At 68.4% G+C, this 24,373-nt stretch carries 19 protein-coding genes and 1 tRNA gene; 14 read left to right on the forward strand and 6 right to left on the reverse strand.

The annotated features are described in order from the left end of the window. Positions 1-40 precede the first annotated feature (40 nt). The 4 genes from BM004_RS25290 to BM004_RS25305 form a co-directional block, all read right to left on the reverse strand. Positions 41-343, reverse strand: coding sequence for a hypothetical protein (locus BM004_RS25290; protein ID WP_177206600.1), 303 nt, complete (start codon positions 341-343; stop codon positions 41-43). Between the two features lie 14 nt (positions 344-357). Then, the gene (locus BM004_RS25295) at positions 358-3,555 is read right to left on the reverse strand and encodes a glutamate ligase domain-containing protein (RefSeq protein ID WP_093217799.1); all 3,198 of its coding nucleotides are present in this window, start codon (positions 3,553-3,555) and stop codon (positions 358-360) included. Positions 3,556-3,663: 108 nt separating this feature from the next. Further along, positions 3,664-4,167 carry a peptidoglycan-associated lipoprotein Pal gene (gene pal / locus BM004_RS25300; protein ID WP_093130384.1) on the reverse strand — a complete coding sequence of 168 codons (504 nt, stop codon included), beginning with the start codon at positions 4,165-4,167 and terminating at the stop codon, positions 3,664-3,666. Positions 4,168-4,247: 80 nt separating this feature from the next. After that, complete coding sequence (locus BM004_RS25305) at positions 4,248-8,138, reverse strand: hypothetical protein (RefSeq protein ID WP_093217800.1); 3,891 nt, start codon at positions 8,136-8,138, stop codon at positions 4,248-4,250. Between the two features lie 486 nt (positions 8,139-8,624). Here BM004_RS25305 and BM004_RS25310 point away from each other — a divergent pair, with 486 nt between their 5' ends. Further along, entirely contained in the window at positions 8,625-9,059 is a 435-nt protein-coding gene (locus BM004_RS25310) for a DUF1841 family protein (protein WP_081271722.1), read from the forward strand. A gap of 11 nt (positions 9,060-9,070) precedes the next feature. On the opposite strand, the gene BM004_RS25315 is transcribed toward BM004_RS25310, so the two are convergent. After that, positions 9,071-10,072: a LysR substrate-binding domain-containing protein gene (locus BM004_RS25315; RefSeq protein ID WP_093217802.1), complete on the reverse strand. Its 1,002-nt coding sequence runs from the start codon at positions 10,070-10,072 to the stop codon at positions 9,071-9,073. A gap of 104 nt (positions 10,073-10,176) precedes the next feature. Between BM004_RS25315 and pcaH the strand changes: the two genes are divergently transcribed. Together pcaH and pcaG are read left to right on the forward strand one after the other, a co-directional pair. After that, positions 10,177-10,911, forward strand: coding sequence for a protocatechuate 3,4-dioxygenase subunit beta (pcaH, locus tag BM004_RS25320; protein ID WP_093130387.1), 735 nt, complete (start codon positions 10,177-10,179; stop codon positions 10,909-10,911). A gap of 17 nt (positions 10,912-10,928) precedes the next feature. Further along, on the forward strand, positions 10,929-11,540 hold the full coding sequence (gene pcaG / locus BM004_RS25325; protein WP_093217803.1) for a protocatechuate 3,4-dioxygenase subunit alpha: 612 nt from the start codon (positions 10,929-10,931) through the stop codon (positions 11,538-11,540). A gap of 80 nt (positions 11,541-11,620) precedes the next feature. On the opposite strand, the gene BM004_RS25330 is transcribed toward pcaG, so the two are convergent. Further along, the gene (locus BM004_RS25330) at positions 11,621-12,313 is read right to left on the reverse strand and encodes a c-type cytochrome (protein ID WP_093130389.1); all 693 of its coding nucleotides are present in this window, start codon (positions 12,311-12,313) and stop codon (positions 11,621-11,623) included. Positions 12,314-12,464: 151 nt separating this feature from the next. On the opposite strand from BM004_RS25330, the gene BM004_RS25335 reads away from it, so the two are divergent. The 11 genes from BM004_RS25335 (at position 12,465) to BM004_RS25375 (ending at position 24,362) form a co-directional block, all read left to right on the forward strand. Then, positions 12,465-13,319 (forward strand): AAA family ATPase, encoded by an 855-nt coding sequence (locus BM004_RS25335; protein ID WP_093130390.1) that lies wholly within the window; start codon positions 12,465-12,467, stop codon positions 13,317-13,319. Between the two features lie 4 nt (positions 13,320-13,323). After that, entirely contained in the window at positions 13,324-13,569 is a 246-nt protein-coding gene (locus BM004_RS25340) for a hypothetical protein (RefSeq protein ID WP_093217805.1), read from the forward strand. Positions 13,570-13,603: 34 nt separating this feature from the next. Beyond that, positions 13,604-14,191 carry a GNAT family N-acetyltransferase gene (locus tag BM004_RS25345; protein WP_093217806.1) on the forward strand — a complete coding sequence of 196 codons (588 nt, stop codon included), beginning with the start codon at positions 13,604-13,606 and terminating at the stop codon, positions 14,189-14,191. A gap of 63 nt (positions 14,192-14,254) precedes the next feature. Beyond that, on the forward strand, positions 14,255-15,121 hold the full coding sequence (locus BM004_RS40815; protein ID WP_143072506.1) for a tetratricopeptide repeat protein: 867 nt from the start codon (positions 14,255-14,257) through the stop codon (positions 15,119-15,121). Positions 15,122-15,169: 48 nt separating this feature from the next. Beyond that, positions 15,170-16,357 (forward strand): vWA domain-containing protein, encoded by a 1,188-nt coding sequence (locus BM004_RS25350; protein WP_093217808.1) that lies wholly within the window; start codon positions 15,170-15,172, stop codon positions 16,355-16,357. Between the two features lie 64 nt (positions 16,358-16,421). After that, positions 16,422-18,377 (forward strand): autotransporter assembly complex protein TamA, encoded by a 1,956-nt coding sequence (locus BM004_RS25355; protein ID WP_093217810.1) that lies wholly within the window; start codon positions 16,422-16,424, stop codon positions 18,375-18,377. Between the two features lie 67 nt (positions 18,378-18,444). Continuing rightward, positions 18,445-22,536: a translocation/assembly module TamB domain-containing protein gene (locus BM004_RS25360; RefSeq protein ID WP_371270625.1), complete on the forward strand. Its 4,092-nt coding sequence runs from the start codon at positions 18,445-18,447 to the stop codon at positions 22,534-22,536. Positions 22,537-22,599: 63 nt separating this feature from the next. Beyond that, positions 22,600-22,674 (forward strand) — tRNA-Arg (locus tag BM004_RS25365). Between the two features lie 101 nt (positions 22,675-22,775). After that, a complete protein-coding gene (locus BM004_RS25370) occupies positions 22,776-23,348 on the forward strand; it encodes a hemagglutinin repeat-containing protein (RefSeq protein ID WP_143072507.1) in 573 nt (190 codons plus the stop codon). Next, complete coding sequence (locus BM004_RS40820) at positions 23,332-23,829, forward strand: hypothetical protein (protein ID WP_143072508.1); 498 nt, start codon at positions 23,332-23,334, stop codon at positions 23,827-23,829. Before BM004_RS25370 ends, BM004_RS40820 begins: the two co-directional genes overlap by 17 nt. A 131-nt stretch (positions 23,830-23,960) precedes the next feature. Then, positions 23,961-24,362, forward strand: coding sequence for a VOC family protein (locus BM004_RS25375; RefSeq protein WP_093217813.1), 402 nt, complete (start codon positions 23,961-23,963; stop codon positions 24,360-24,362). Positions 24,363-24,373: the final 11 nt, after the last annotated feature.

The raw sequence follows: 24,373 nt of genomic DNA on the forward strand, positions 1-24,373 counted from the left end.
TTCATTATCAACTGTTACCCCGTTGTTACAAGGCAAAGATTCACTCGCCGATCACTCGGCAGGACGTCATGTGCGCCTTCATCGGACCGGCCCGTTCCACTTGCACCGGTCCGTGTTGCGCGGGGCTTCCCGTGACCGCGCAACCGACCGGCTTCCCTGACGACTTCTCCCTTGTCTGTTCGCGTGCCCCCTCGGGCAAACCCTGTGCAAGCACCAATGCGATGTTGGCGCACAACAGCATGCACAGCACCCACGCGCACAGCAGCTGCATCCAGCCCAGCCACCAGCGCTTGGCCTGGCGCTGCATGCGCGGCGCGGCCTCGTGTTCGAAGTTCGGTTGCATCAGTGCGGTCCATCTCATGGGAGTGCTTTCAGAACCCGGGCCAGCCGGGACAGGCCGACACCGGCCGAGCTTTTCGCGAGCACCCAATCGCCCGGCTGCAGCAGCCCGCCGAGCGCGGTCGACAGGTCCGACACGTCGACGAACCAGTGCGAGCGGACCTTGGTGCGGATGCGTGCGTGCAGCGCGCGCATCATCGGGCCGCACAGCAGCACGCGGTCGGGTTGCGAGGCGAGCAGCTCGGCCTCGAGGTCGAGGTGATGGCGTTGCGCGGCGGGGCCGAGTTCCTGCATGTCGCCGAGGATCGCCACGCGCCGCGAGGGCTCGCACGGGGCCTGCGACAGCAGCTCCAGCGCGGCGCGCATCGAGCTCGGGTTGGCGTCGTAGGTCTCGTCGATCAGCTTGAAGCTGCCGCCGCCGATGTGAATGGTGTGCAGCGCACCGCGGCCGCCCGGCGGCTCGAAGTGCGCGAAGGGTTCGACCGCGGCGCCCAGCGGCAGGCGCAGTGCCTGCAGGGCCGCGAGCGCGGCAACCGCGCTGGCGCCCATGTGGCGCCCCGGTGCGTTGAGCCGCAGCTGGAAGGGCTCGCCCGCCACCAGGGCCTGCACCTCGCCGTGGTCGAAGGCGAGCAGGCGCACGTCGGCGTCCCTGTGTTCGCCGTAGGTGAGAACCTGCAGCTGCTGCGCCAGCGCGGCCTGCGCGAAGACCGCGAACTCGGGCATGTCGCGGTTGAGCACCACGCTGCCGCCCGCGGCCATGGCCTGGAAGATGCGGCTGTCCATGCGCGCGGCGGCTTCCGAAGGGCCGCGGTGCTTCTGCGACGCGGCCGACAGGCCGGTCACCACCATCAGCGACGGGCGCACCAGCTGTGCCGACGCGGGCATCTGCGAGGCGCCCATCTCGAGCACCCAGTAGGCCGCATGCCGCGGCATGCAGGTCATGTTCCAGGCGATGCCCGACGGCAGGCTGATGCTGCCTTCGGGCTGGCCGACCTCGCCCCACACGGTGAGCGCACCGGCCAGCATGGCGGCGACGGTGCCGCTGGTGGCGCCGCTGCCCATGGCGTTGCCCGTGCCGCTCCCAGAGCCCATCGCGCCAGTTGCGGCATTCGCGCCGCTGCCGAGCACGCCGCACACGCGGCCCGTGAACTCGGCGCGCGCATGGTCGCCGAGCTCGAGCACGGCCTGCAGCACGTTGCCCACCTTGAGCACGGGCACGCGCTTGTCCAGGTGCGGCTTGGGGTCGGTGCACAGCACCGCGGCGGCCGGCTGCAGCACGCCCTTGAGCGTGACGGCCGCCAGCGGCGTCTTCGATGCCCGCGCCTGGTGGTCGAACACCACGCGGCCCTTGCGCATGTACGAGCGCTGCGCCACGCCGGTGGCGCGCCAGCCGTCGTCGGGCCGCACCACCCATTCGCCGCCGGTGACGCGCGCCATCTCGCTGGCCGTCCAGGCGGCACCGTCGTCGCGCGTGCCGGCGTTGCCGGTGCCGCTGCCGATGCTGTTGCTGCTGGCGCTGCCATTGCCATTTCCGTTGCCGTTCAGGCCGGAGCCGGCGCGGCGCTCCAGCAGGTAGCGGTGGTATGCGGCAAAGCCCGACACGTACTGCTCGACGTCGTCGATGCGCACGCGAAACGAATGATGGCGCACGAAGAACGACCCCACCACCGACGACGGCCGGCGGAAGTACATCGCCATCTCGGGCCAGAAGAAGCCGTTGAGCAGGTAGTGCGCGCGGTAGTCGAGCGCGCGGTAGAACTTCTCGGTGTCGAGCTCGTCGAGCAGGTGCCGCATCGCGGGCATCCCTTCGAGCCGCTGGAGCATCTGCTGCGCGGCCAGCATGAGTTCGAGCAGCGTCGGGAAGGTGGTCTTCCGGTCGAGCACGAAGTCGAGATACCCCGCCACGTTCTGCAGGCCGAAGCGAAAGTACTTCTCCTGCGGGCTCCAGTGCGTGAGTTCGTTGACGCAGCAGCTGAGCCAGTGGTCGTGCGCCTGCCAGTGCTGGCTGGCAATGAAATGCTCGAAGGCCTTCTCGACCGCGGCCAGCCACTGCGGCTCGCGCGTGAGGCCGTACAGGCGCATGAGGCCGAAGACCGCCTCGCCGTCGTAAGAGACGATGCGCGAGGCCTGCTTGACGGTGAGGTCGGCGGCGTGCAGCACGTGGCTGAAACGGCCGGTGGCCCGGTCCTGCAGCGACACGATGCCCAGCGCGAGTCTCTCCAGCAGCGGCAGCCAGTGGCGCGTGTCCATCAGCTCGCAGTACTTCACCAGCGCGAGCACGCAGGCCGCGTTGCCGCCGAGCTTGATCTCGCCGCCCGTGTCCACCAGGAACGCCACCACGCGGCCGTCGGCCAGCGTGTAGTCGCGGATCAGCACGCCGGCCAGGTGGTCGAGCGCGCGGTCGATGGCGAAGCGCAGCGTCTCGTCGCGCGTGAGCTCCCACGCCTCGAGCATGGCGTGGAGCGTGCTCGCGTGGCGCATCGCGTCGTAGGTCGGAATGCGGCGGTCGAAGCACGGAAAGTAGCCGTACACGAACAGACCGTCGCTCTGCACCTGGCGCGCCAGGTACGACGCGCCGCTGCGCACGAGGTCGAGCACCGGCTGCGGGTTGAGCGCGGGCAGTTGCCGGCGGCCCGCATCGAGCCCCGTGCCCACCAGCTTGTGCACCACGCCGTCGGGCTGGCAGAACACGCCCACCGTGGCCAGCAGGTACACCGGCTGGTCGGCGGGCATGTCCAGCGGCGGCGTGCGTTCGAAGCGCGCCTGGCCGTAGACCTCGAAGTTGCGCGGGTTCACCACCGAATGCGGAATGGTCGAGTCGCCGCACAGCATGGCGTTGGCGTTGAGCTCCTGCTCGGTGAAGGCAAGCGCGAAGTCCTGGTCGAAGGCCAGCCCCAGGCGGAAGTAGTTGCGCTTGACGGCGGTGAGCTGGGTCTTGAACTGGGCCCAGTCCATCGGGCTCGCGCCCTCGACCCAGTCGATGCGCAGCCACGGCGAGACGATGCCGCGTTCGCGCACCCACTGCTCGACCTGCCCCGCGCCTTCGCGCCAGGCGGTCTCGAATTCGGCGGCGCGCGCGTGCACGACATGTGCGCGCTGCGAGCCGTCGCTCACGGAGAAGAACAGCGTGAACGCCGGGTACGGCGCCGGCAGTGCAGCGCACACGGACGCGAGGCGTTCGTGGCAGGCGTGGAGCTGGTCTTTGAAGGACATCATTCGGCCCCGTTCGGATGCGGGAGACCGGTCGCGCCCGTCATCGGCTCTCGCCTGGATGACGTGTGCGCGTGCCGGGGACGGCCGTCGAAATCATCGCGGGGGTCCGGTTCAGCGGTAGCTGAATTCGGCCCGGCGATTGAGCTGATAGCCCTCCTCGGTGAGTTCGAGGGACGCGGGTTTCTCCGTGCCCCAGCTGATGGCCTCGATGCGCTCGGCCGGCACGCCCAGTTGCGTGAGCGCGCGCTGCACCGACTCGGCGCGGCGCTGTCCGAGCGCGAGGTTGTACTCGCGCCCGCCGCGCTGGTCGGTGTTGCCTTCGATCACCACGCGGCTCGCCGGCCGGTTCCTCATGAAGCTGGCATGCGCCTCCACGATCTGGCGGTCCTGCGCGCGGATGTTGTATTTGTCGAAGTCGAAGTAGACGATCTTCGCCACGCCGGCCGGGCCGTTCTGCGGCGGCGGCGCCGGGGCCGGCTCCACCTTCGGCACCGCGGTGGTGGCCTTGTTCGAGTAGTAGTAAGTCGCGTCGTCGCGGCCCGTCTTGGGGGCCGCGCAGCCCACGAGGGCTGCGCCGAGGGCGACGATGGTCAGTATCCGGAAATTCTTTTTCATATCAATCCTTTCGGGGGACAGGCCGGTGGTGGCCTGTCCCGGGTGCAGCGACTCCCTCGCCCCTCCTTCGATGTTCTTGATCAGCCCAGCAGGCCGTGCAGGATGTTGGTCACGGGTGCCAGGGCACCGCCGACCGGGCTGTGCTCGACCAGGCTGGTGATCGGGGTCACCACGTCGGTCACCAGCGGCGTGGCAGCGTGCGTGACGCCGCCCAGCACGTCGCCGACCGGCGAGGAGGAACCCGAGGCACCGGCCAGGATGTCGGTGACCGGTGCGAGCACGTTGGACACCACCGGGGCGACCGCGTCGGTCACGCCGCTCGTCACGCTGGTGACGGGCTCCAGGATGTTGGCCACCGGGCTGCTGCCGCCCGACAGGCCGCCGAGCAGGCTGCCCACCAGGCCGTCATGGCCCAGGAGGCTGCCGACGAGGCCGTCGTTGCCGAGCACACCGTCGAGCAGGCCACCTGCGCCGCTGCCCGCGCCGCCGCCGGTCACGCCGCCGAGGACGCCACCCAGCAGGCCATCGCTGCCCAGCACGCCGTCGAGCACACCGCCCGCGCCGCCACCGGTCACGCCGCCGAGGACACCGCCCAGCAGGCCGTCGCCGCCCAGCACGCCATCGAGCACACCGCCCGCGCCGCCACCGGTCACGCCGCCGAGGACACCGCCCAGCAGGCCGTCGCTGCCCAGCACGCCGTCGAGCACACCGCCCGCGCCGCCACCGGTCACGCCGCCGAGGACGCCACCCAGAAGGCCGTCGTCGCCGAGCACGCCATCGAGCAGGCCGCCCGCGCCGCCATCGGTCACGCCGCCGAGGACGCCACCCAGAAGGCCGTGGTCGCCGATGACACCGTCGAGAAGGCCACCTGCGCCGCCGCCGGTCAGGCCACCGAGCACACCACCCAGAAGGCCGTCGTCGCCGAGCACGCCATCGAGCAGGCCACCCGCGCCGCCATCGGTCACGCCGCCGAGGACGCCACCCAGCAGGCCGTGGTCGCCGATGACACCGTCGAGAAGGCCACCTGCGCCGCCGCCGGTCAGGCCACCGAGCACACCACCCAGAAGGCCGTCGTCGCCGAGCACGCCATCGAGCAGGCCGCCCGCGCCGCCATCTGTCACGCCGCCGAGGACGCCACCCAGAAGGCCGTGGTCGCCGATGACACCGTCGAGCAAGCCGCCTGCGCCGCCGCCGGTCAGGCCACCGAGCACGCCACCCAGGAGGCCGTCGTCGCCGAGCACGCCGCCGAGGAGGCCACCGTCGCCGCCGAGGACGCCGCCCAGCAGGCCGCCGTCACCGCCAAGCACGCCACCCAGCAGGCCGCCGTCACCGCCAAGCACGCCACCCAGCAGGCCGTCGCCGGACACGATGTGCGCCACGCCGTCGGTCAGGTAGTCGACCTGCGACGCGACGCCGTTCAGCAGCGCGCTGGTCGTGCCGTTGCCGAGCAGCTGGTCGGCCACCGGGCTCAGCAGGTCGCCCGCCGCGCCCGTCACCTGGCCCACCACGCCGTCGACCGGGTCGAGCACGTTGGGGTTGTTTTCCGAGAAGCTGGTGCCGAGCACCGGGCCCAGCAGGCCGTCGACCGTGTCGGTGACGCCGTCGACCGCGCCGACGACCGGGCCGAGCACGTTGCCCAGGCCCAGGCCGCCCAGCACGCCGTCGTTCAGGCCGTCGGCCAGGTTGCCGGCGATGTTGTCGACCGGGTCGAGCAGCGCCGCGCCGGTGCCCGGGGTGCCGCCACCGCCGATGCCACCCAGCACGCCGCCGAGCACACCGCCCAGCAGGCCGTCGTCACCCAGCAGGCCACCGACCGGGCCGTCGTTGCCCAGCAGGCCGCCCACGAGGCCGTCAGGGCCCAGCAAGCCGCCGCCCAGGCCGTCGCCGCCGAGCACGCTGCCCAGCGGGCCGTCGCCACCCAGCAAGCCGCCGAGCAGGCCGTTGTCGCCGAGCACGCCACCCGCGATGCCGTCGCTGCCCAGCAGGCCGCCGACCAGGCCGCTGTCGCCCAGCACGCCACCCAGCAAACCGTCGTTGCCGAGCACGCCGCCGACGATGCCGCTGTCGCCCAGCAGGCCGCCGAGCAGGCCGTCGTTGCCGAGCACACCGCCCAGCAGGCCGTCATTGCCCAGCACGCCGCCCAGGGCGCCGTCGCCGCCGAGCAGGCCACCCACGAGGCCGTCGTCACCCAGCAGGCCGCCGACCAGGCCGCTGTCGCCGAGCAGGCCGCCGACCGCGCCACCCAGCAGGCCGTCGTCACCACCGAGCAAGCCGCCCAGCGGGCTGCCGGCAACGATTCCGGAGATCCCGCCGTCCTGGCCGAGCAGGCTGTCGACCAGGCCGCCGTGGCCCAGCAGTTCGCCGGTGAGGCCGCCGCTGCCGAGCAGGCCCGACAGTGCGCCGTCGCCGCCGAGCAGGCCGCCCACGAGGCCGTCGTCGCCCAGCACGCCGCCCAGGGCGCTGCCGTCGCCGAGCAGGCCGCCCAGCAGGCCGCCTTCGCCCAGCGCGCCGCCAAGCAGGCCGCCGAGGGCGCCGTCGTCGCCGAGCAGGCCGCCCACGACACCTTCGTCGCCGAGCACGTTGCCCAGCAGGCCGCCCAGGGCACCGTCTTCGGCCAGCAGGCCACCGACGACACCGTCTTCACCGAGCAGGCCGCCCACGAGGCCGTCCTCGGCCAGCAGGCCGCCGACCAGGCTGCCTTCGCCCAGCGCGTTGCCGAGCAGCCCGCCCAGCAGGCCGTCGTCGCCCACCAGCTGGTCGGTGACGGCGCCGAGGCCGAGGGAGTCGGTCAGGCCGCTGATGATGCCGTTGTCACCGATCAGGTTGGTCAGGCCGTTGTCCAGCGCGTCGGTCAGGTAGTCGACCTGGTGGGCCAGCGAGTCCAGGATGGCCTGGGTGGCGCCGGCGCCCAGCAGCGGGTCGAGCGCGGGGCTCAGCGTGCCGCCCAGCTGGTTCGTGACGTTCTCGACTGCGGTGTCGACCGGGTCGAACTGGTTCGGGTTGTTCGAGTTGAACTCTTCGCCGAGCAGCGGCGCGAGCACGTCGTCGAGCACGTCGGTCACGCCGTCGACCACGTGGTTGACCGGGGCGAGCGCACCGCCGAGGCCGAGCGCGCCGCTGGCATCGCCGATGACGTGGCCGAGGAGGCCGTCACCCGGATCGAGGAGGTGGTCGCCGTCTGCGTCTGCGTCTGCGTCGGCATCGGCATCTGCGTCGGCATCTGCGTCGGCGTCGGCGTCGGCGTCGGCGTCGGCGTCGGCATCTGCGTCGGCGTCGGCGTCAGCATCGGCATCGGCATCCGCATCCGCATCCGCATCGGCATCGGCGTCAGCGTCGGCATCCGCATCGGCATCGGCATCTGCATCTGCATCTGCATCGGCATCTGCATCGGCATCTGCATCGGCATCTGCATCGGCGTCGGCGTCGGCGTCCGCGTCGGCGTCCGCGTCGGCATCTGCATCGGCGTCCGCATCACCGTCCGCATCGGCATCCGCGTCCGCATCGGCATCCGAGTCCGCATCCGCGTCGGATTCGCCGGGGGTGGTCGGGTTGCCCGAGCCCACGAACAGCGGGAACGCGCTGTCGCTGCCGCCACCGCCACCACCGCTGAGCGCGGCGCCGAGTGCGGCGGCGCCCAGGGCGCCGAGTGCGAATTCACCCAGCCCGATGCCGCTGCCGGCCGCGAGCTTCTTGGTGACGGCCAGTGCGGCGGCGTCGGCGTCGCTGTCGGGCGGGGTCACCTGCAGGTCGCCCGAGGCGACGTCCACGTTCACTTGTTCAAGGCCGCCGGGCAACTTGGTCGAGCCGATGGTGGCGTCGGTGCCGCCGGTGAACACACCGGCCAGCGGGGCCTTGTTGGTGGCCGAGCCGGGGAAGAGGACGTTGGCGTGGCCGTCCTGCGGCACGATCACGCGGTCGCCGGGCAACAGCGTCTGATTGCCATCGACGGGAATGCTGACACCGTCGCGCATCACTGCGACCCCCGGCGTGGCATTCGATAATGTGCCGACGCTGGCGGGGCCAGCTGCGGCGGGTGCCGCCGAACCCATCGCGGCGGGACTGCCGAGAGGGGTCACGGTGGCTTGGGCGAGAACCACAGGAGCTGCGCCAGCGGCGGCAAGTCCTTCGGTCGAATTGGTCGATGCTTGTTGAGCGGTCATGGCAGCCTCTGTGAGAAAAGATGCCTACTCAGGGGCAACTAGCGTGCCGCTTTTTCCGAGCCCTTTTCCAGAGACGCTACCCAGCTCGCAAGCTATTGATTTTCAAGGGATTTTTCCAAATTTAGGGGTTAACACCAGGCCTTGGAAACAGCTCGTAAGTACCTCGTTCAGCGATTCGTTACGTAACGATGTAACGCGTTGTACCCGGAACGCCCGACACATCCGCAGGCCCCAAAAAGCAAGTTGCCGGCGGGCCCGCCACACCCTCCCCCACGCCCTCCTTTTCTCTACCTATATATGTTCAATCCTTCCCAGGAAGACGTGCGCCGCTTCTTCTGCGACGTGTACGCCAAGCACCGGCAGGGCCTGCCGATGGAAGCGCTCGAGACCATCGCCGCCGGCTGGATCGACCAGCACCCCGAGTACCACGAGGACCTGGCCGATGCCGACGCGGCCGTGGCGCGCGTCTATGACGGCTCCAACGGGCGCGAGAACCCGTTCCTGCACCTGTCGATGCACCTGTCGATCAGCGAGCAATGCTCCATCGACCAGCCGCGCGGCATCCGCCAGGCCGTCGAGCTGCTGGCCGCGCGCCGCGGCTCGCTGCTGCACGCGCACCACGAGGCCATGGACTGCCTGGGCCAGATGATGTGGGAGAGCCAGCGCGCCGGCCGGCCACCGGACGGCGAAGGCTATGTGGCCTGCGTGCAGCGCCGCGCCACCAAGGACTGAACGGGCCGGACTTACCGCGCCGCGCCGCGCGGCTTTCGCTGCCGCGGCGGCACCGGCAGCGCGCCCTGCGGCTTCGCGGCCTCGCGCAGCAGCGCGGCCATGGCGCCGCGCAGGGCCGAGGGCTCGGCGTCGCTGCGCTGCAACAGGCCGACCGGCTCCTCGGTGCCCGTGGTCTCGATGCGCAGCCGCACCAGGCGCCCGTCGGCCAGCTCGCCGCGCGCCGCGCCCAGCGGCGTGATCCACACCGCATCGGACACCGCCACCAGCGCGCGCGCCACCGCCACGTCGAGCGTCTGCAGCGCGTTGGTCGGCAGCACCAGCCCGCGCGCCGACAAGAAACTCTCGGTGTTGTGCCGCGGGATCGTGCCCTCGCCGTACACCACCAGCGGGTAGGCCAGCACCGCCTGCACCGACGCGCCTTGCGCCGCCAGCGGATGGCCGGCGCGCACCGCGAACACCAGCGGCTCGGTGTGCAGCAGCTCGAAGCTCAGGCCGCCCATGAGCCGCGGCTCGCTCATGCGGCCCACCACCAGGTCGAGCTCGCCGGCGCGCAGCTCGTCGAGCAGCGCGGCGTTGGCGGCGCTCTTCACCACGATCTGCACCTGCGGCCAGCCGTCGCGCAGCCGCGCCAGCGCCACCGGCAGCAGCGCCGGCGCCACGCTGGGCAGCGCGCCGATGCGCAGCCGCTCGATGCGCCCGCCCGCCGCCGGCGCCACCGCTTGCGCGCTGGCGTCCAGCGCCTCGAGCACGCGCAGCGCGTGCGCCAGCAACTGCTCGCCAGCCGCGGTGAGCCCCTGCACGCCGCGCCGCCCGGCCTTGCTGCGCTCGACCAGCCGCGCGCCCACGATGGCCTCCAGCTCGACCAGCGTCTTCGACACCGCCGGCTGGCTCAGCGCCAGCCGCTCGGCCGCGCGCGCAAGGTGGCGCTCCTGCGCCACGGCCACAAGGCAGCGCAAGTGGCGCAACTGCACGTTGCGCAGGAAATCCTGGCGAAGTTCGGCGGGGTTTTTCAATTACTGCTGGTTATTGAGAACGGAGCAATCTTCAATTTACATCATCGAACGGCGCTTCTAAAGTGGCGGCTTCCGGATTCGTCCCACGACAGGAGACAACGTTCATGTTGACCAAGACCAAAGATCCCCAGGGCGGCTCGCCCGTCCTCACCCCGCGCGACTGGGAAGCCCACCCCAGCTACGTGTACCCGGGCTACAAGTCCACCATGAAGCGCGGCCCGCAGAAGCCGCTGATTCCGCTGAAGGCCTCGCTCGGCGAACTGCAGCAGCCGGTGTACGGCCATGACAGCATCGGCGAGTTCGACCACGACCTCACGCGCAACGCGCGCAAGAACGGCGAGCCGCTGGGCGAACGCATGATCCTCACCGGCCAGGTGCTCGACGAGCATCGCCGCCCGGTGGCCAACACGCTGGTCGAGCTGTGGCAGGCCAACGCCTCGGGCCGCTACGTGCACAAGGTCGACCAGCACGACGCGCCACTCGACCCCAACTTCCTGGGCGCGGGCCGTTGCCTGACCGACAGCGAAGGCCGCTACCGCTTCCTCACCATCAAGCCCGGCGCCTACCCGTGGGGCAACCACCCGAACGCCTGGCGTCCGCAGCACATCCACATGTCGCTGTTCGGCCAGAGCTTTGCGAGCCGCCTGGTCACGCAGATGTACTTCCCCGGCGACCCGCTGCTGCAGTACGACCCGATGGTCAGCGGCACGCCCGAGCGCTACCGCAACCGGCTGATTGCCGACTTCAGCCTCGACATCACGGAAGAGGGCTACGCACTGGGCTACCAGTTCGACATCGTGCTGCGCGGCGCCGACGAGACGCCGTTCGAGAACCGCTGAGCCAGGAGACACAGACCATGCCATTGATGACCGCACAGGAAGCCGACTTCGGCCAGACCCCCTCGCAGACCGTGGGCCCCTACTTCGCCTACGGCCTCACCGCCACGCAGTACGGCTACGACTTCGACCAACCCTTCGACGCCGTGCTCGCGCTGGACAGCGCCAGCGGCGAGCGCATCCGCCTCGAAGGCCGCGTGATCGACGGCGACGGCAATCCGATCAACGACGCGCTGGTCGAGATCAGCCAGCCCGACGGCGAAGGCCGCTACCCGCAGACGCCCGACGAAGCGCGCGCCATGGGATTTCGCGCATTCGGCCGTGTCGGCACCGGCACCACCGAAGGCAACCGCTTCGTGTTCCACACCGTGAAGCCCGGCGCGCAATCGCCCGGCGAGGCACCGCACATCAACGTGATCGTGCTCATGCGCGGCCTGCTGCTGCATGCGTTCACGCGCGTGTACTTCAGCGACGAAGCCGAAGCCAACGCGAAGGACGCGGTGCTGCAGAGCGTGCCGGCCGAGCGCCGCCATACGCTGCTTGCCGAGCGCGTGGTGCAGGGCGGCGCGGTGAGCTACCGCTTCGACATCCACATGCAGGGCGCGGAAGAGACGGCGTTCTTCGACGTCTGAAACGCGCACGACTCGGGGAAAACCCGAGCAACAAAAAAGCCCGCTGCAAGCGGGCTTTTTTGTTTGCGCGGGGCGCCGGATCAGTCGGGGCGGTGGTGCATGCGCGACTCGGGCACCGTCTTCACTTCGCCGGGCAGCGAGCTGATGTAGCTGGCCAGCGTCTTGAGCTCGGCGTTGGTGAACTTCTTCTCTTCGACCTGCTGGCCCATCACCGCGTTCGAGCGGCCCAGGTGCGGGTTGTTCTTCACGCGGTACGACTTGAGCGCGACGAACAGGTAGTCGGCATGCTGGCCGGCCAGCTTGGGCACGGTGCCGTCGTTGGGCGTGTTGAAGTTCGCGCCGTGGCACTTGGTGCAGCTGTTGTCGGCATTGCGCGTGATGAGCGCCTCGACGTTGGCGGGCGTGGCCTTGGCCAGCGTGGCCGGCGGTGCGTCGCCCTGCTTCACGCCGAGCTGGCTGTAGTAGGCCGAGAGGTCGGCGATGTCCTGCTCGGTGAGCGTGTCGGCAATGGCACGCATGGTCGGGTGCTTGCGGTCGCCGCCCTTGTAGGCGGTGAGCGCGGCCGTGATGTACGTGGCGCTCTGGCCCGCGATCATGGGGACCTTGTGGATTTCAGGGAAGCTGGCCTGGTAGCCGATGATGCCGTGGCAGCCCACGCACATCGCAACCTTCTTTGCCCCGTCCTGTGCCTTGCCAGTGACTTGTTGGGCTTCAGCCGAGACCGTCACGCAAGCGACAGCAAGGGCAAACATCGTGGTCAACAACTTGTTCATTTTGCGCGCACAATCTCGTGGAGAGTACAGTTTTTCGGATCAACATTCGATTATATGCAGGGGTCTTCTGGAACCCTGTGCAGGCCAACCCTGAGGCCGCACAACGCATGTCGAGTGTGTTCTTTTCTCCACCCCAGCTTTCGACCCACCCATGAAATTCCAGGGCTCCGACAATTACGTTGCCACGCAGGACCTGATGCTCGCGGTCAATGCGGCCATCACCCTCAAGCGCCCTCTGCTCGTCAAGGGCGAGCCCGGCACCGGCAAGACCATGCTGGCCGAGGAAGTGGCCCAGTCGCTCGGCCTGCCGCTGCTGCAGTGGCACATCAAGTCGACCACCAAGGCGCAGCAAGGCCTGTACGAATACGACGCCGTGAGCCGCCTGCGCGACTCGCAGCTGAAAGACGTCGACGGCGGCGAGCGCGTGAAGGACATCCAGAACTACATCGTCAAGGGCGTGCTCTGGCAGGCCTTCACGGCCGACGAGCCGGTGGCCCTGCTGATCGACGAGATCGACAAGGCCGACATCGAATTCCCGAACGACCTGCTGCGCGAAATCGACCGCATGGAGTTCTACTGCTACGAGACGCGCGAGCTCATCCGCGCCAAGCACCGCCCGGTGGTGTTCATCACCTCCAACAACGAGAAGGAGCTGCCCGACGCCTTCCTGCGCCGCTGCTTCTTCCACTACATCAAGTTCCCCGACGCCGAGACGATGAAGCACATCGTCGCCGTGCACTTCCCCGGCCTGAAGCAGGAGCTGCTCACCGCCGCGATGAAGACCTTCTACGACGTGCGCAACCTGCCCGGCCTGAAGAAGAAGCCCTCGACCTCCGAGCTGCTCGACTGGCTCAAGCTGCTGGTGGCCGAAGACATTCCGCTCGAAGCCCTGCAGAGCAAGGACGACAAGGTGGCCGTGCCCCCGCTGGTGGGCGCGCTGCTGAAGAACGAGCAGGACGTGACGCTCTTCGAGAAGCTCGTGTTCATGCAACGCAACAACCGCTGAGCCCATGAGCGGACAACGTCACTCCACCCGGCAACTGATGAAGCTGGGCGTTGCCCAGGCCGTGCTGTTCGTGGTGGGCGCGCTGCTCGGCCGCGGGCTCGGGCTGCTGCTCGGGCTCGACGCCTTCGGCTCCGGCGGGTACGGCAACCGCGAGATCTTCGGCATTGCGCTGGTGGGCCTGGGCGGCGGCGCCGGCGCGCAGGCGGGACGCGTGTGGTACGTGCGCAAGTACGGCGACCCGCGCGGCTGAAGCACACACAACCTGCAAGAGAGTCGGAGAAAAGATGGCGTTCGTCGAACCCGTCACGCTGAAGGCCCGCGGCATCGCGCTGGTGCCTCTGTCGTTGGCCCATGAAGAAGGCCTGCGCGCCGCGGCCGCCGACGGCGAGCTGTGGCAGCTGCGCGTGACCTCCGTGCCCGAGCCCCAGGACACGCGCGCCTACATAGAGACCGCGCTGAAGACCGCCGACCGCTTCGCTTTCGCCGTGACCGACGAGGCCACCGGCACCGTGCTGGGCACCACCAGCTTCCACGACATTCTTGCGGGCGTGAAGCGCGTGGAAATCGGCTACACGTGGTACGCCGCGCGCTGCCAGCGCACGCATGTGAACACCACCTGCAAGCTGCTGATGCTCACGCATGCGTTCGACGCGCTGGGCTGCAACACCGTGGGCTGGCGCACCGACAACTTCAACTTTGCCTCGCAGCGCGCCATCGAGCGGCTGGGCGCGAAAAAAGACGGCGTCATTCGCGGCCACGCGATGCGCCGCGACGGCACCATCCGCGACACCGTGATGTACAGCCTGCGCGCGGGCGAATGGCCCGAGGTGAAGGCGCAATTGCTGTACCTGCTCGACAAGCCCCGCGGCTGAAGAGGACGTGGCTTGTACTGAGGCACTTCGACCCATAACAATTTTGATTCGCTGAATTGCCTCATGCTGAACTCGTCCCGCTACGCCAATCTCAAACGTTTTCTTCTGGTGGTTGCTTGCGGCTGGGTGTTTTCACAGCAGGCGCTTTCTCAGAGCCTGTCTCCGAAAGGCGTCGAGGACTACCACCAGATCATGGGGAATGCGGGGATCGCGTCCAGTCAATTCCTGAACGGCGCATCGTCTCCAAATGTGGAGCAGCGGGTCGCTTGGTATGAAAAGGCAGCAGAAAAAGGGAACGAAGAAGCCATTGGCAATCTCGCCATGTTTTTGTATTGCGGCGATGAGCGACCAAAAGATACGCAGCGTGCATTCGAGCTCTTGCGCCAGCTGAGCGAACTAGGGTCTGCACCTGCGCCCTGGCTCATCGGGATTACTTACTATTTTGGTGACAACGTCCCCCAAAGCTATGAGAAAAGCCTGCCATGGCTGGAACTGTCCGCACGGCGCGGCAACCCACATGCGGTCAAGCTGGTAGCAGAGATGTACGACAAAGGCCTTGGAGTACCCAGGTCTCAATCGAAAAATATGTGGTGGCTGGAGTTTGCTGCGGTACATGGGCAACAGCGGGCACAGCTGAAACTAGGCGAACAACTGTTCCGCAAGGCAGCTACCGAGAACGATTTCATTGCCGCCTATTACTGGTTGTTGGGTGCCAAGAGCCAAGGCGCGAATATCGACAAAACGACAGTCAAGCTGATTGAGTCGAAAGTCGATTCAAGAAAACTCGCAGTCATCAAAGAAGCTGATGCAGGGTCCGGCCCGTTTCGCTGGTCCAAATGGGATGAGGCATCGGTGATAGGCGCCTACATATTTCCATGCAACAGGCATCTTGAGAATCCCGTGCTGGCTCAGATGGTCCTCGAGCGTTGACTTGCACTCCAACGCAGCTTCGAAGACGAACTTAGGACTTCCACCGCCATGCTCATCGACTTCTTCTACACCCTGCGCTCGGCCAAGCTGCCCGTGTCGGTCAAGGAATACCTCACGCTGCTCGAGGCGCTGCAGGCCGACGTGGTGGGCCCCAATTCCGACGGCGCCTACGGCATCGACGACTTCTACTACCTCTCGCGCACCGCGCTGGTGAAGGACGAGAAGCACTACGACAAGTTCGACCGCGCCTTCGCCGCCTACTTCAAGGGCGTGGAGATGCTCACCGACTTCACCAAGGAAGTGCCGCTCGACTGGCTCAAGAAGACGCTGGAGCGCGAGTTCACGGCCGAGGAAAAAGCCAAGATCGAGAAGATGGGCTGGGACGAGCTCATGGAAACGCTGAAGAAGCGCTTCGAGGAGCAGAAGGAACGCCACGAGGGCGGCAACAAGTGGATCGGCACCGGCGGCACCTCGCCCTTCGGCAACGGCGGCTACAACCCGCAGGGCATTCGCATCGGCGGCGCGGGCAAGAACAAGAGCGCGGTGAAGGTGTGGGACCAGCGCGCCTACAAGGACTACGACGACACGCAGGAGCTGGGCACGCGCAACATCAAGGTGGCGCTGCGCCGGCTGCGCAAGTTCGCGCGCGAAGGCAACGTGGAAGAGCTGGACCTGGACGACACCATCCACTCGACCGCGGCCAACGCCGGCTACCTGGACATCAAGATGCGGCCCGAGCGCCACAACAACGTCAAGGTGCTGCTGCTGATGGACGTGGGCGGCACCATGGACGAGCACATCCAGCGCGTGGAGGAGCTGTTCTCGGCCGTGAAGACCGAGTTCAAGCACCTGGAGTTCTTCTACTTCCACAACTGCGTGTACGACTTCATGTGGAAAAACAACAAGCGCCGCTTCTCCGAGAAGTTCGCCACCTGGGACATCCTGCGCAAGTACAACAAGGACTACAAGCTCATCTTCGTGGGCGACGCCACGATGAGTCCTTACGAAATATTGCAACCTGGCGGCAGCGTCGAATACAACAACGAAGAAGCCGGCGCCGAGTGGATCCAGCGGCTCACCCACACCTTCCCCAAGTTCGCGTGGATCAACCCCGAACCGCAGGGCGTGTGGCAGTACCGCCAGAGCATCGCGGTGATGCAGCAGCTCATGTCCAACCGCATGTACCCCCTCACGCTGCGGGGCCTCGAGGAAGCGATGCGCATGCTGTCCAAGTAGGACGATGCCGTTTCTCCGGCCGGGGCCTTCAGGAACCGGCCGGCCTTGCTGTCAGAATTCGCCCATGGTCAGGGTGGTTCCAGTTTCCTTGCCGGCGTCATGGCCGGCTTTGCTTTTTTCAGGCGTCCTGCTCTTGCAAGGCTGCAGCCTGCTGCCGGGAAAAGGCAAGGACCCCGCCGATGGTCAGCCCGTGGCCGGCGTCGTGCGCAGCGGTCCCGCGGCGGACAGCGGCAAGGATGAAGACAAGAGCGACAAGGACGGCAAGACCGACAAGGACAGGCCCGCCAAGCGCGACGCCTTCACCGTCGACGTGCGCGGCCCCGAGGACGTGCGCGACTACCTCAAGCTGCACCTGGAGATCCAGCGCTACCGCGAGCTCGACGACCTGGGTGCCACCGAGATCTCGCGCCTCATGGTGGCCGCCGAGTCGAACGCGCGCGAGCTGCTCGGCACGCTGGGCTACTTCACGCCCACGCTGACGCTCGAGCTCAACGAGACACCCGAGAGCACCAAGGCCCCGCGCGAGATCGTCATCACCGTGTCGCCCGGCGAGATCACCAAGGTGAGCAACGTGCAGATCAGCTACGCGGGCGCCATTGCCGACGACCCGAGCGCCGAGGCGCAGCGCGATTCGATCCGCACCGACTGGGCCCTGCGCGCCGGCCAGCCCTTCACGCAACAGGCCTGGGACTCGGCCAAGACCACCGCGCTGCGCAGCCTCACGGCCAAGCGCTTTCCCACGGGCACCATCGAGATCAGCCGCGCCGAGGTCGACGCCGACCGCAGCGAGGCGCGCCTGAGCGCCACCTACCAGTCGGGCCCCGCCTACAAGTTCGGCCCGCTGGTGCTGCGCGGCATCCAGCGCTACGACCCCGACGGCGCGCGCCGCATCGCGCGCCTGCCCAGCGGCCAGGACTACGACCAGCAGAAGCTGCTCGACGCGCAGCAGCGGCTGGCCAGCAGCGGCTACTACGACTCCGTGTTCCTCACGCTGGACACCGACAGCGGCAACCCGCTGGCCGCGCCCGTCATCGCGCAGCTGCGCGAGGCGCCGCTGCAGAAGGTGGTGATGGGCGTGGGCTTCACCACCGACAACGGCCCTCGCCTGTCGATCGACCACATCCACAACCAGGTGCCGCTGCTGGGCTGGCGCGCCGTCTCGCGGCTGTCGGTCGACCAGGACATCAAGTCGCTGAGCACCGAGCTGAACGCCATTCCCGACGACCGCGGCTGGCGCTGGTTCACCGGCGCCGAGCTCAAGAGCGAGCAGTCGGGCAGCTACGTGGTCGACAGCGGGCGGCTGCGCGGCGGGCGCAACAAGTCGAGCGACCACATCGACCGCAGCTACTTCCTGCAGTACGACTACGCGCAGAACCGCGGCATCGACGCCCCGCCCTCGGCCTCGGCCGTCACCGCCAACTGGGGCTGGACCGGGCGCTACTTCGACGACAACTCCGCACCCACGCGCGGCTACGGCCTGGCGCTGGAAGTGGCCGCGGGCTACACGCTCACCGGCATGCAGACGCCCTTCACGCGCACCTATGCGCGCTGGCTCGGCGTGGTGCCGCTGGGCTCGGCCGAAGACAAGGAAAGCCGCGCGCGCCGCAGCCGCCTGCAGCTGCGCGTGGAGGCCGGCGCCGTGTCGGCCAAGGACAACGCGCAGATCCCGTCCACGCTGATGTTCCTCACCGGCGGCGACACCACCGTGCGCGGCTACAGCTACAAGCAGATCGGCACCGTGCGCACCGACGGGCAGATCGTGGCGGGCCGCTACCTCGGCGTGCTGAGCGCCGAGTGGCAGCGCCCCTTCGTCTACAAGGACAAGCTCACCGCCTGGGAGAGCGTGGTGTTCGTGGACGCCGGCGCGGTGGCCGACAAGCCCGGCGAGCTCAAGCCCAAGGTGGGCCTGGGCGTGGGCGCGCGCTGGCGCAGCCCCGTGGGGCCGGTGCAGGCCGACCTGGCCTACGGCGTGGACTCGAAGAGATTCCGCCTGCACTTCCGCCTGGGCTTCACTTTCTGATCGGGTGCCGATGAGCAACGACACCGACCCCACGCGCGAACCCACGGCCGCACCCACGGCCGCACCCATGGCCGCACCCACGGCCACACCCATGCCAGCCGAGTCGGCACCGGCCGTGCGCCGCCCTCGATCGCGCGCACGCCGCGCCGCGCGCGCCTTCGCCTGGACCCTGACCGGCCTGCTGCTCGTGGTGCTGCTGCTGGCCGCCGGCGCGTGGTGGTACATCGGCTCCAACAAGTCGCTGGCCTTCGCGCTCGCGCAGGCCGCGCAGCGCATGCCGGCCGGCCAGACCCTGGAGAGCCGCGACGTCACCGGCTCGCTGCGCACCGGCGGCCACATCGGCTGGCTCAAGTACCAGAGCGAGAGCATCGCCGTGGAGGTGAACGACGCCACCATCGGCTGGACGCTGGCGCCGCTGTTCCAGCGCAAGGTGCAGCTCGGCGAGGTGCATGCGAAGCAGGTGCTCATCGAGAAGCGCGGCGCGCCCGGCAACGAGCCCGTCAAGCCGCTCGAGCAGATCGTGCTGCCGGTGGAGGTCGAGCTGCCGTTTCGCATCGACGAAGTGCGCTGGGCCGGCCCGCCCGTGCTGCAGGCGCTCAACCTGTCGGGCAACTACAGCTACGACAAGGCCTCCGAGCATGCGCTGGAGATCAAGGGCGTGGACATTGCCGACGGCCACTACAGCGCGCGCGTGAAGCTGCAGGGCACCGCGCCCATGGCCATCGACGCCGCGCTCGACGGCCGCGTGAAGGCGCCGCTGGCCGAGGACCACGACATCGACGTGCTGGCCGCCGCCACCGTGAAGGGCACGCTCGCCGGCACCGGCGCGCGCCTGCAGGTGGCCGCCGAACTCAAGCCCGCCGAAGAGAACGCCGACGCGCCCATGGAAGCCAAACTGCAGGCGCAGATTGCGCCGTGGCTGCCGCAGCCCGTGATCGACGCCAAGGCCGACCTGCGCAACGTCGATGCGTCGAGCCTGTGGCCCGGCGCGCCGCAGACGCAGCTCACCGGCACCGTCGAACTGCAGCCCGACGCCGACACCGGCCCCGCCGCCTGGAAGGCCTCCGCCGACGTCCGCAACGCCGTGCCCGGCCCGTGGAACGAAGAGAAGCTGCCGCTCGAACAGGTGCAGGCCCGCGTCGGCTTCGACGGCACCAGCTGGACCGTTCCCGAAGCCACCGTGCGCGCGGGCGGCGGGCGCATCGACGCGGCCGGCAAGTGGAGCCCCGCGCCCTCGCCATGGCAGGCCCAGGCCACCGTGCGCGGCGTGCGGCCCGGCGCGCTGTACAGCGAACTCTCCGGCGCGCCCGTGAGCGGCACGCTCAAGGCCGAGCAGAAGGAAAGCACCATCAGCTTCGACGCCGCGCTGCGCGCCCAGGGCGGCGCGGGCAGCAAAGCCCTGCCCGGCTTCGCGCTCGACCGCGCGCTGGCCCAGGGCCAGTGGAAAGACCAGGTGCTCGACCTGCGCACGCTGCGCATCGAGGCCCAGCGCGCCAGCGTCGACGGCAAGCTGCAGGTGCGCGTGGCCGACCAGGCCGCGAGCGGCAAGCTCAGCCTCGTGCTGCCGGGCGGCAGCGCGCAGGTCGAAGGCCGCATTGCGCCGAGCACGGGCGGCGGCGACATCAAGGCCAGCATCGACGACGCCGACACCCTGCAGCGCTGGGTGCAGAGCCTGCCCGGCCTGTCGAAGGTGTTCGCCAGCGCCGGCGCCAAGGGTTCGGCCAGGCTGGACGCCAGCTGGCAAGGCGGCTGGCAGACCATCCAGCGCCGGCTGGAAAACGCCAACGCCCCCGCGCAGCGCGGCATCACCGAGCCCAGCCTGAAGGCCATGCTCGGCGTGCCGCGGCTGGAGCTCACATTGCCCGCCGAGCAGCCCGGCGCCGCCGCCACCACGGTGCAGCTGAGCGACCTGCGCGCCGACCTGGCCGGCAGCCTGGCGCAGGCCACGCTCACGCTGAAGGGCGAAGCCGCCACCGGCACGCAGAAGTTCAACATCGACACCCGCGCCAGCGGCGGCATCGCGGGCGCCGGCCAATGGCGCGCCGCGCTGACCAGCCTGAAGCTGCAGGCGGCGGACAGCACCCGCCCCGGCGATCCGTGGGTGGTGGAGCTGAGCCGCGAGGTCACCGCCACCATCCGCACCGCCGGCGGCAACGCGCCGCGCCTGGACATCGAGGCCTCCGCCGCCGCGGCCACGCTGCGCGGCCCCGTGCCCGGCACCGTGCGCATCGACTGGCAGCCGCTGCGCTTCAGCCAGAGCGGCGCGGCGCCCAATCGCGTGTTCCGCGTGCAGTCGAAGGGCCAGCTGCAGGGCCTGCCCATGGCCTGGGCCGGCGCGCTCGGCGCCAACACCACGCTGGGCGAATACGGCATCAGCGGCGACCTGATGTTCGACGGCGACTGGGACATCGACGCCGGCGACACCCTGCGCGCCAAGGCCCGCATCGCGCGCCAGAGCGGCGACATCCGCGTGCAGGCCGGCGAGGCCGCGCTGGTCACGCGCATCACCAGCAGCGGCACCGGCACCGCCAGCGAACGCACCATGAACTCCGCCTCGGCCGGCGGCGAGGCGCCCAGCACCCCGGCCGGCCTGCGCCAGGCCGAGCTACGGCTCGACGCCGAAGGCGACGCCGTGCGCGCCACCCTGGCGTGGGACAGCGAACGCGCCGGCAAGATCAACGCCGACATCAACACCCGCGTGCAGCAGCGCGCCGGCGGCTGGCAGTGGGCGCCCGACGCGCCGCTGGGCGGCACCATCAAGGCCGCGCTGCCCAACCTGGGCGTGTGGTCGATGCTGGCGCCCCCGGGCTGGCGCGTGGCCGGCACGCTGGACGCCAGCGCCACCCTGTCGGGCAACCGCGCCGTGCCGCGCTGGAACGGCACCCTGGGCGCCGACAAGCTCGCGCTGCGCGCGCCCGTCGAAGGGCTCGACCTGCGCGACGGCCGCCTGCGCGCCACGCTGAGCGGCGACAGCGTGCAGATCACCGAATTCACCCTCAAGGGCGGCGCCGGCAGCAACGCGCGCATCGGCGGCCAGAGCGGCAACCGCAGCACCGCGGCCAGCGAGGCGCGCACCGACGGCGGCACCCTGTCGGCCACCGGCAACCTCGCCTGGGGCCCCGCCAGCGGCACGGCCTCGGGCATTCGCATGGCGCTGCAGGCCCAGTTGCGCGCGCTGCGCGTGCTGGTGCGCACCGACCGGCAGGTCACCCTCTCGGGCGACCTGCAGGCGCGCCTGGACAACGGCCAGTTCAGCGTGCGCGGCAAGCTCAGGACCGACCGCGCCGTCATCATCCTGCCCGACGAGACCGCGCCCAGCCTGGGCAGCGACGTGGTCGTGCGCTCCGCCGCCAAGGACCGCGAGGCGGCCGAGGCGGCGCAGCGCGAGGCCGCCAGCGCCGATGCGCAGGCGGCCCAGGCCCCGAAGGCGCAGACCGCCAAGCCGCCGGACATCGTCGTCAACTTCGACCTGGGCGACGACTTCGCCGTGCAGGGCCGCGGCATCACCACCCGGCTGGAGGGCGACCTGGAGATCCGCAGCACCCGGCTGAACGCGCCGCCGCGCATCACCGGCGAGGTGAAGACCGTGAAGGGCCAGTACCGCGCCTACGGCCAGCAGCTCGACGTGGAAACCGGCGTGGCGCGCTTCAACGGCCCGTTCGACAACCCGGCGCTGGACATCCTGGCCATTCGCCCGAACCTGTCGCAACGCGCGGGCGTGCAGATCACCGGCAGCGCGCAGTCGCCGCGCGTGAAGCTGTATTCGGAGCCCGCGCTGTCCGACGCCGAGACGCTGTCATGGGTCATCCTGGGCCGCGCCTCGGCCACCAGCGGCGGCGAGTCGGCCCTGCTGCAACAGGCCGCGCTGTCGCTCATCGGCAAGATCGGCGGCAGTGGCAGCGGCGGCAGCCTGGCCAGCCGCTTCGGGCTGGACGAACTCGGCTTCAAGGGCCCGGGCAGCGGCGGCGACCTGCGCGAGTCGGCGGTGACGCTGGGCAAGCGGCTGTCGAAGGACTTCTACCTCACGTACGAGCGCAGCATCGGCGGCACCTTCGGCACGCTGTTCATCTTCTACGACCTGACGACGCGGCTCACGCTGCGGGGGCAGGCGGGTCAGACCAGCGGGGTGGACCTGATCTATACGGTGAAGTACGACTGAGGCACCGAATCACGGGCGTCAGGCCAAGCTGGTAAAGTCCGGGCCGCGATTCACCGCAAAGATGTCTTCGTAGTTCAATGGATAGAACGGGGTCCTCCTAAGACTCAGATACAGGTTCGATTCCTGTCGAAGGCACCAAATCATCGTCGCACACCGTCTCACTCCATCGCAAAGCCCGCGTGCCTCATCGGTACAGCGGGTTTTTCTTTGTCTCGCGTTGTCTCACGGCGTAGCGTCCCATATCGGTACTTTGCCGGTACTTCTGTAGGTACCGCGCGGCGACCGTCGAGGCCAACCGTGTCACCGCCAATGTGGGTGGCGACCTGAACATCACGACCCTGCAGGACGTGTGTGACGATGAGGCTGCGGCGTGTTGGGTCGCAAATGGCGCGTGCCGGGCAGCGGGCCATGCGGTCATTGGCAGTCTGAGCGGCGGTGTTGAGGGCGCGGCTGGCGGGGTGGTGAGTACTCAGGCGGCACCGCTGATCGATCGGGCGGCTATGGCGTTGGTCCTGACGGACGCAGCACACGATGCCGTGGTGGTGGGCCTGACCGCGACGGTCGGTGGTGCGCTGGGCGGCACATTGGGAGCAGCCGGGGCCTTCAACGAGGTCAACAACAACTTCTTGACGGGAAAACAAGTCGCTCAAAAGCAGAAGGAACTGGCGGAGTGCAAGTCAAATTGTCTTGCTATTCAAAATAAATGGGGTCGGCTCGACATCGAGCAGCAGACCCTGCTCGACGACCTTCAGGCTCAGATATTTCAGAATTCAATGACTGGAGGAGCTGCGTATCTTGAAGGTAAAGATTAAGGAAAATGCATTGAATTCATGTGATGTATACCTGATGAAAAAGACATTGGGGCGCGATATATTTTCCTCTGGAAGGCCTGCTGCAAGAGGTGTTGTGATTGATGAAAATTGCTACTACCAAGGTTTTCTGGGGTATAGCATTGACAGATTGCTGGGCGTTGCATTGATCATGTCTCTAAGAAGGGGCGGCATCGATGCATTGAACGTCCCCATTAGATACAGGGATGGCAATCTATTAAGCCTGGCAGAGGTCGCTGCCAGAGTGAAAGGGCAAGTGACAAAAGGAAGTGAGGTGCTTCCAGTGGAGGTTGATGTGAATCTGCTTCACCCCATGAGGGTCGCATTTAAAACGAATGCACCGGAATTTTCGATTGCCAATGGCGAGGGCGGGGGCAGGATTGTTGGCGATAGATTGGATGGCCATATTTGGAGTGACCATGAGCAGGCAGAATATGCCTACGACTACAACAATTTGCTATGACCCGGTATGCAATCTATTTTTGCTCCGTTGCACGCCGCTTTCCAAAAAAATAGATGCCGCGTCAACTGGATGGTGAATGCTGGAGAACAGGCGCTTGACCCGAGCGTGCCCAGCAAGGGTACGCTCCAGACATGCCGTCCCCCCTGCTCAGTCTCCTCGTACTCAAGGTCCGTGATCTCGAGGCGTGCTGCGCCTTCTACTCGTCGACAGGCCTCCAACTGGTTCGCGAACGTCACGGGCGAGGACCGGAGCACGTTTCCGCCAACGCTGGCGGGCATGTGTTGCTGGAGCTCTATCCGGCGAACGCCGACACCCCGACACCGCAGGTGCGCCTGGGATTCACGGTGACCTCCGTGGAAGCAACAATTTCAGCGGTCTTGCAGGCTGGCGGCACGTTGATATCGCCGCCGGTTCAGGGTGAATGGGGGCTTCGCGCCGTGGTCTTCGACCCCGAGGGGCATCGCGTCGAGTTTGTCGAGGCAACTGCTGGCGTCGATGCCGAGTCGTCCAAGCCGAACGCAGTTGAAACCTAGCCTGCGCACCA

Source organism: Variovorax sp. OK212 (assembly GCF_900112425.1).
Classification (GTDB): Bacteria; Pseudomonadota; Gammaproteobacteria; order Burkholderiales; family Burkholderiaceae_C; genus Variovorax.

Excerpts from the sequence above, each read along its gene's own strand:
- BM004_RS25375 (WP_093217813.1), top strand. The coding sequence starts at position 23,961 with ATGCCGTCCCCCCTGCTCAGTCTCCTCGTACTCAAGGTCCGTGATCTC.
- BM004_RS25305 (WP_093217800.1), bottom strand. The coding sequence starts at position 8,138 with ATGCGCGACGGTGTCAGCATTCCCGTCGATGGCAATCAGACGCTGTTG.
- BM004_RS40815 (WP_143072506.1), top strand. The coding sequence starts at position 14,255 with ATGCTGAACTCGTCCCGCTACGCCAATCTCAAACGTTTTCTTCTGGTG.
- BM004_RS25310 (WP_081271722.1), top strand. The coding sequence starts at position 8,625 with ATGTTCAATCCTTCCCAGGAAGACGTGCGCCGCTTCTTCTGCGACGTG.
- pal (WP_093130384.1), bottom strand. The coding sequence starts at position 4,167 with ATGAAAAAGAATTTCCGGATACTGACCATCGTCGCCCTCGGCGCAGCC.
- BM004_RS25345 (WP_093217806.1), top strand. The coding sequence starts at position 13,604 with ATGGCGTTCGTCGAACCCGTCACGCTGAAGGCCCGCGGCATCGCGCTG.
- BM004_RS25295 (WP_093217799.1), bottom strand. The coding sequence starts at position 3,555 with ATGATGTCCTTCAAAGACCAGCTCCACGCCTGCCACGAACGCCTCGCG.
- BM004_RS25330 (WP_093130389.1), bottom strand. The coding sequence starts at position 12,313 with ATGAACAAGTTGTTGACCACGATGTTTGCCCTTGCTGTCGCTTGCGTG.
- BM004_RS25350 (WP_093217808.1), top strand. The coding sequence starts at position 15,170 with ATGCTCATCGACTTCTTCTACACCCTGCGCTCGGCCAAGCTGCCCGTG.
- BM004_RS25340 (WP_093217805.1), top strand. The coding sequence starts at position 13,324 with ATGAGCGGACAACGTCACTCCACCCGGCAACTGATGAAGCTGGGCGTT.
- pcaH (WP_093130387.1), top strand. The coding sequence starts at position 10,177 with ATGTTGACCAAGACCAAAGATCCCCAGGGCGGCTCGCCCGTCCTCACC.
- pcaG (WP_093217803.1), top strand. The coding sequence starts at position 10,929 with ATGCCATTGATGACCGCACAGGAAGCCGACTTCGGCCAGACCCCCTCG.
- BM004_RS25290 (WP_177206600.1), bottom strand. The coding sequence starts at position 343 with ATGCAACCGAACTTCGAACACGAGGCCGCGCCGCGCATGCAGCGCCAG.
- BM004_RS25360 (WP_371270625.1), top strand. The coding sequence starts at position 18,445 with ATGGCCGCACCCACGGCCACACCCATGCCAGCCGAGTCGGCACCGGCC.
- BM004_RS25355 (WP_093217810.1), top strand. The coding sequence starts at position 16,422 with ATGGTCAGGGTGGTTCCAGTTTCCTTGCCGGCGTCATGGCCGGCTTTG.
- BM004_RS25335 (WP_093130390.1), top strand. The coding sequence starts at position 12,465 with ATGAAATTCCAGGGCTCCGACAATTACGTTGCCACGCAGGACCTGATG.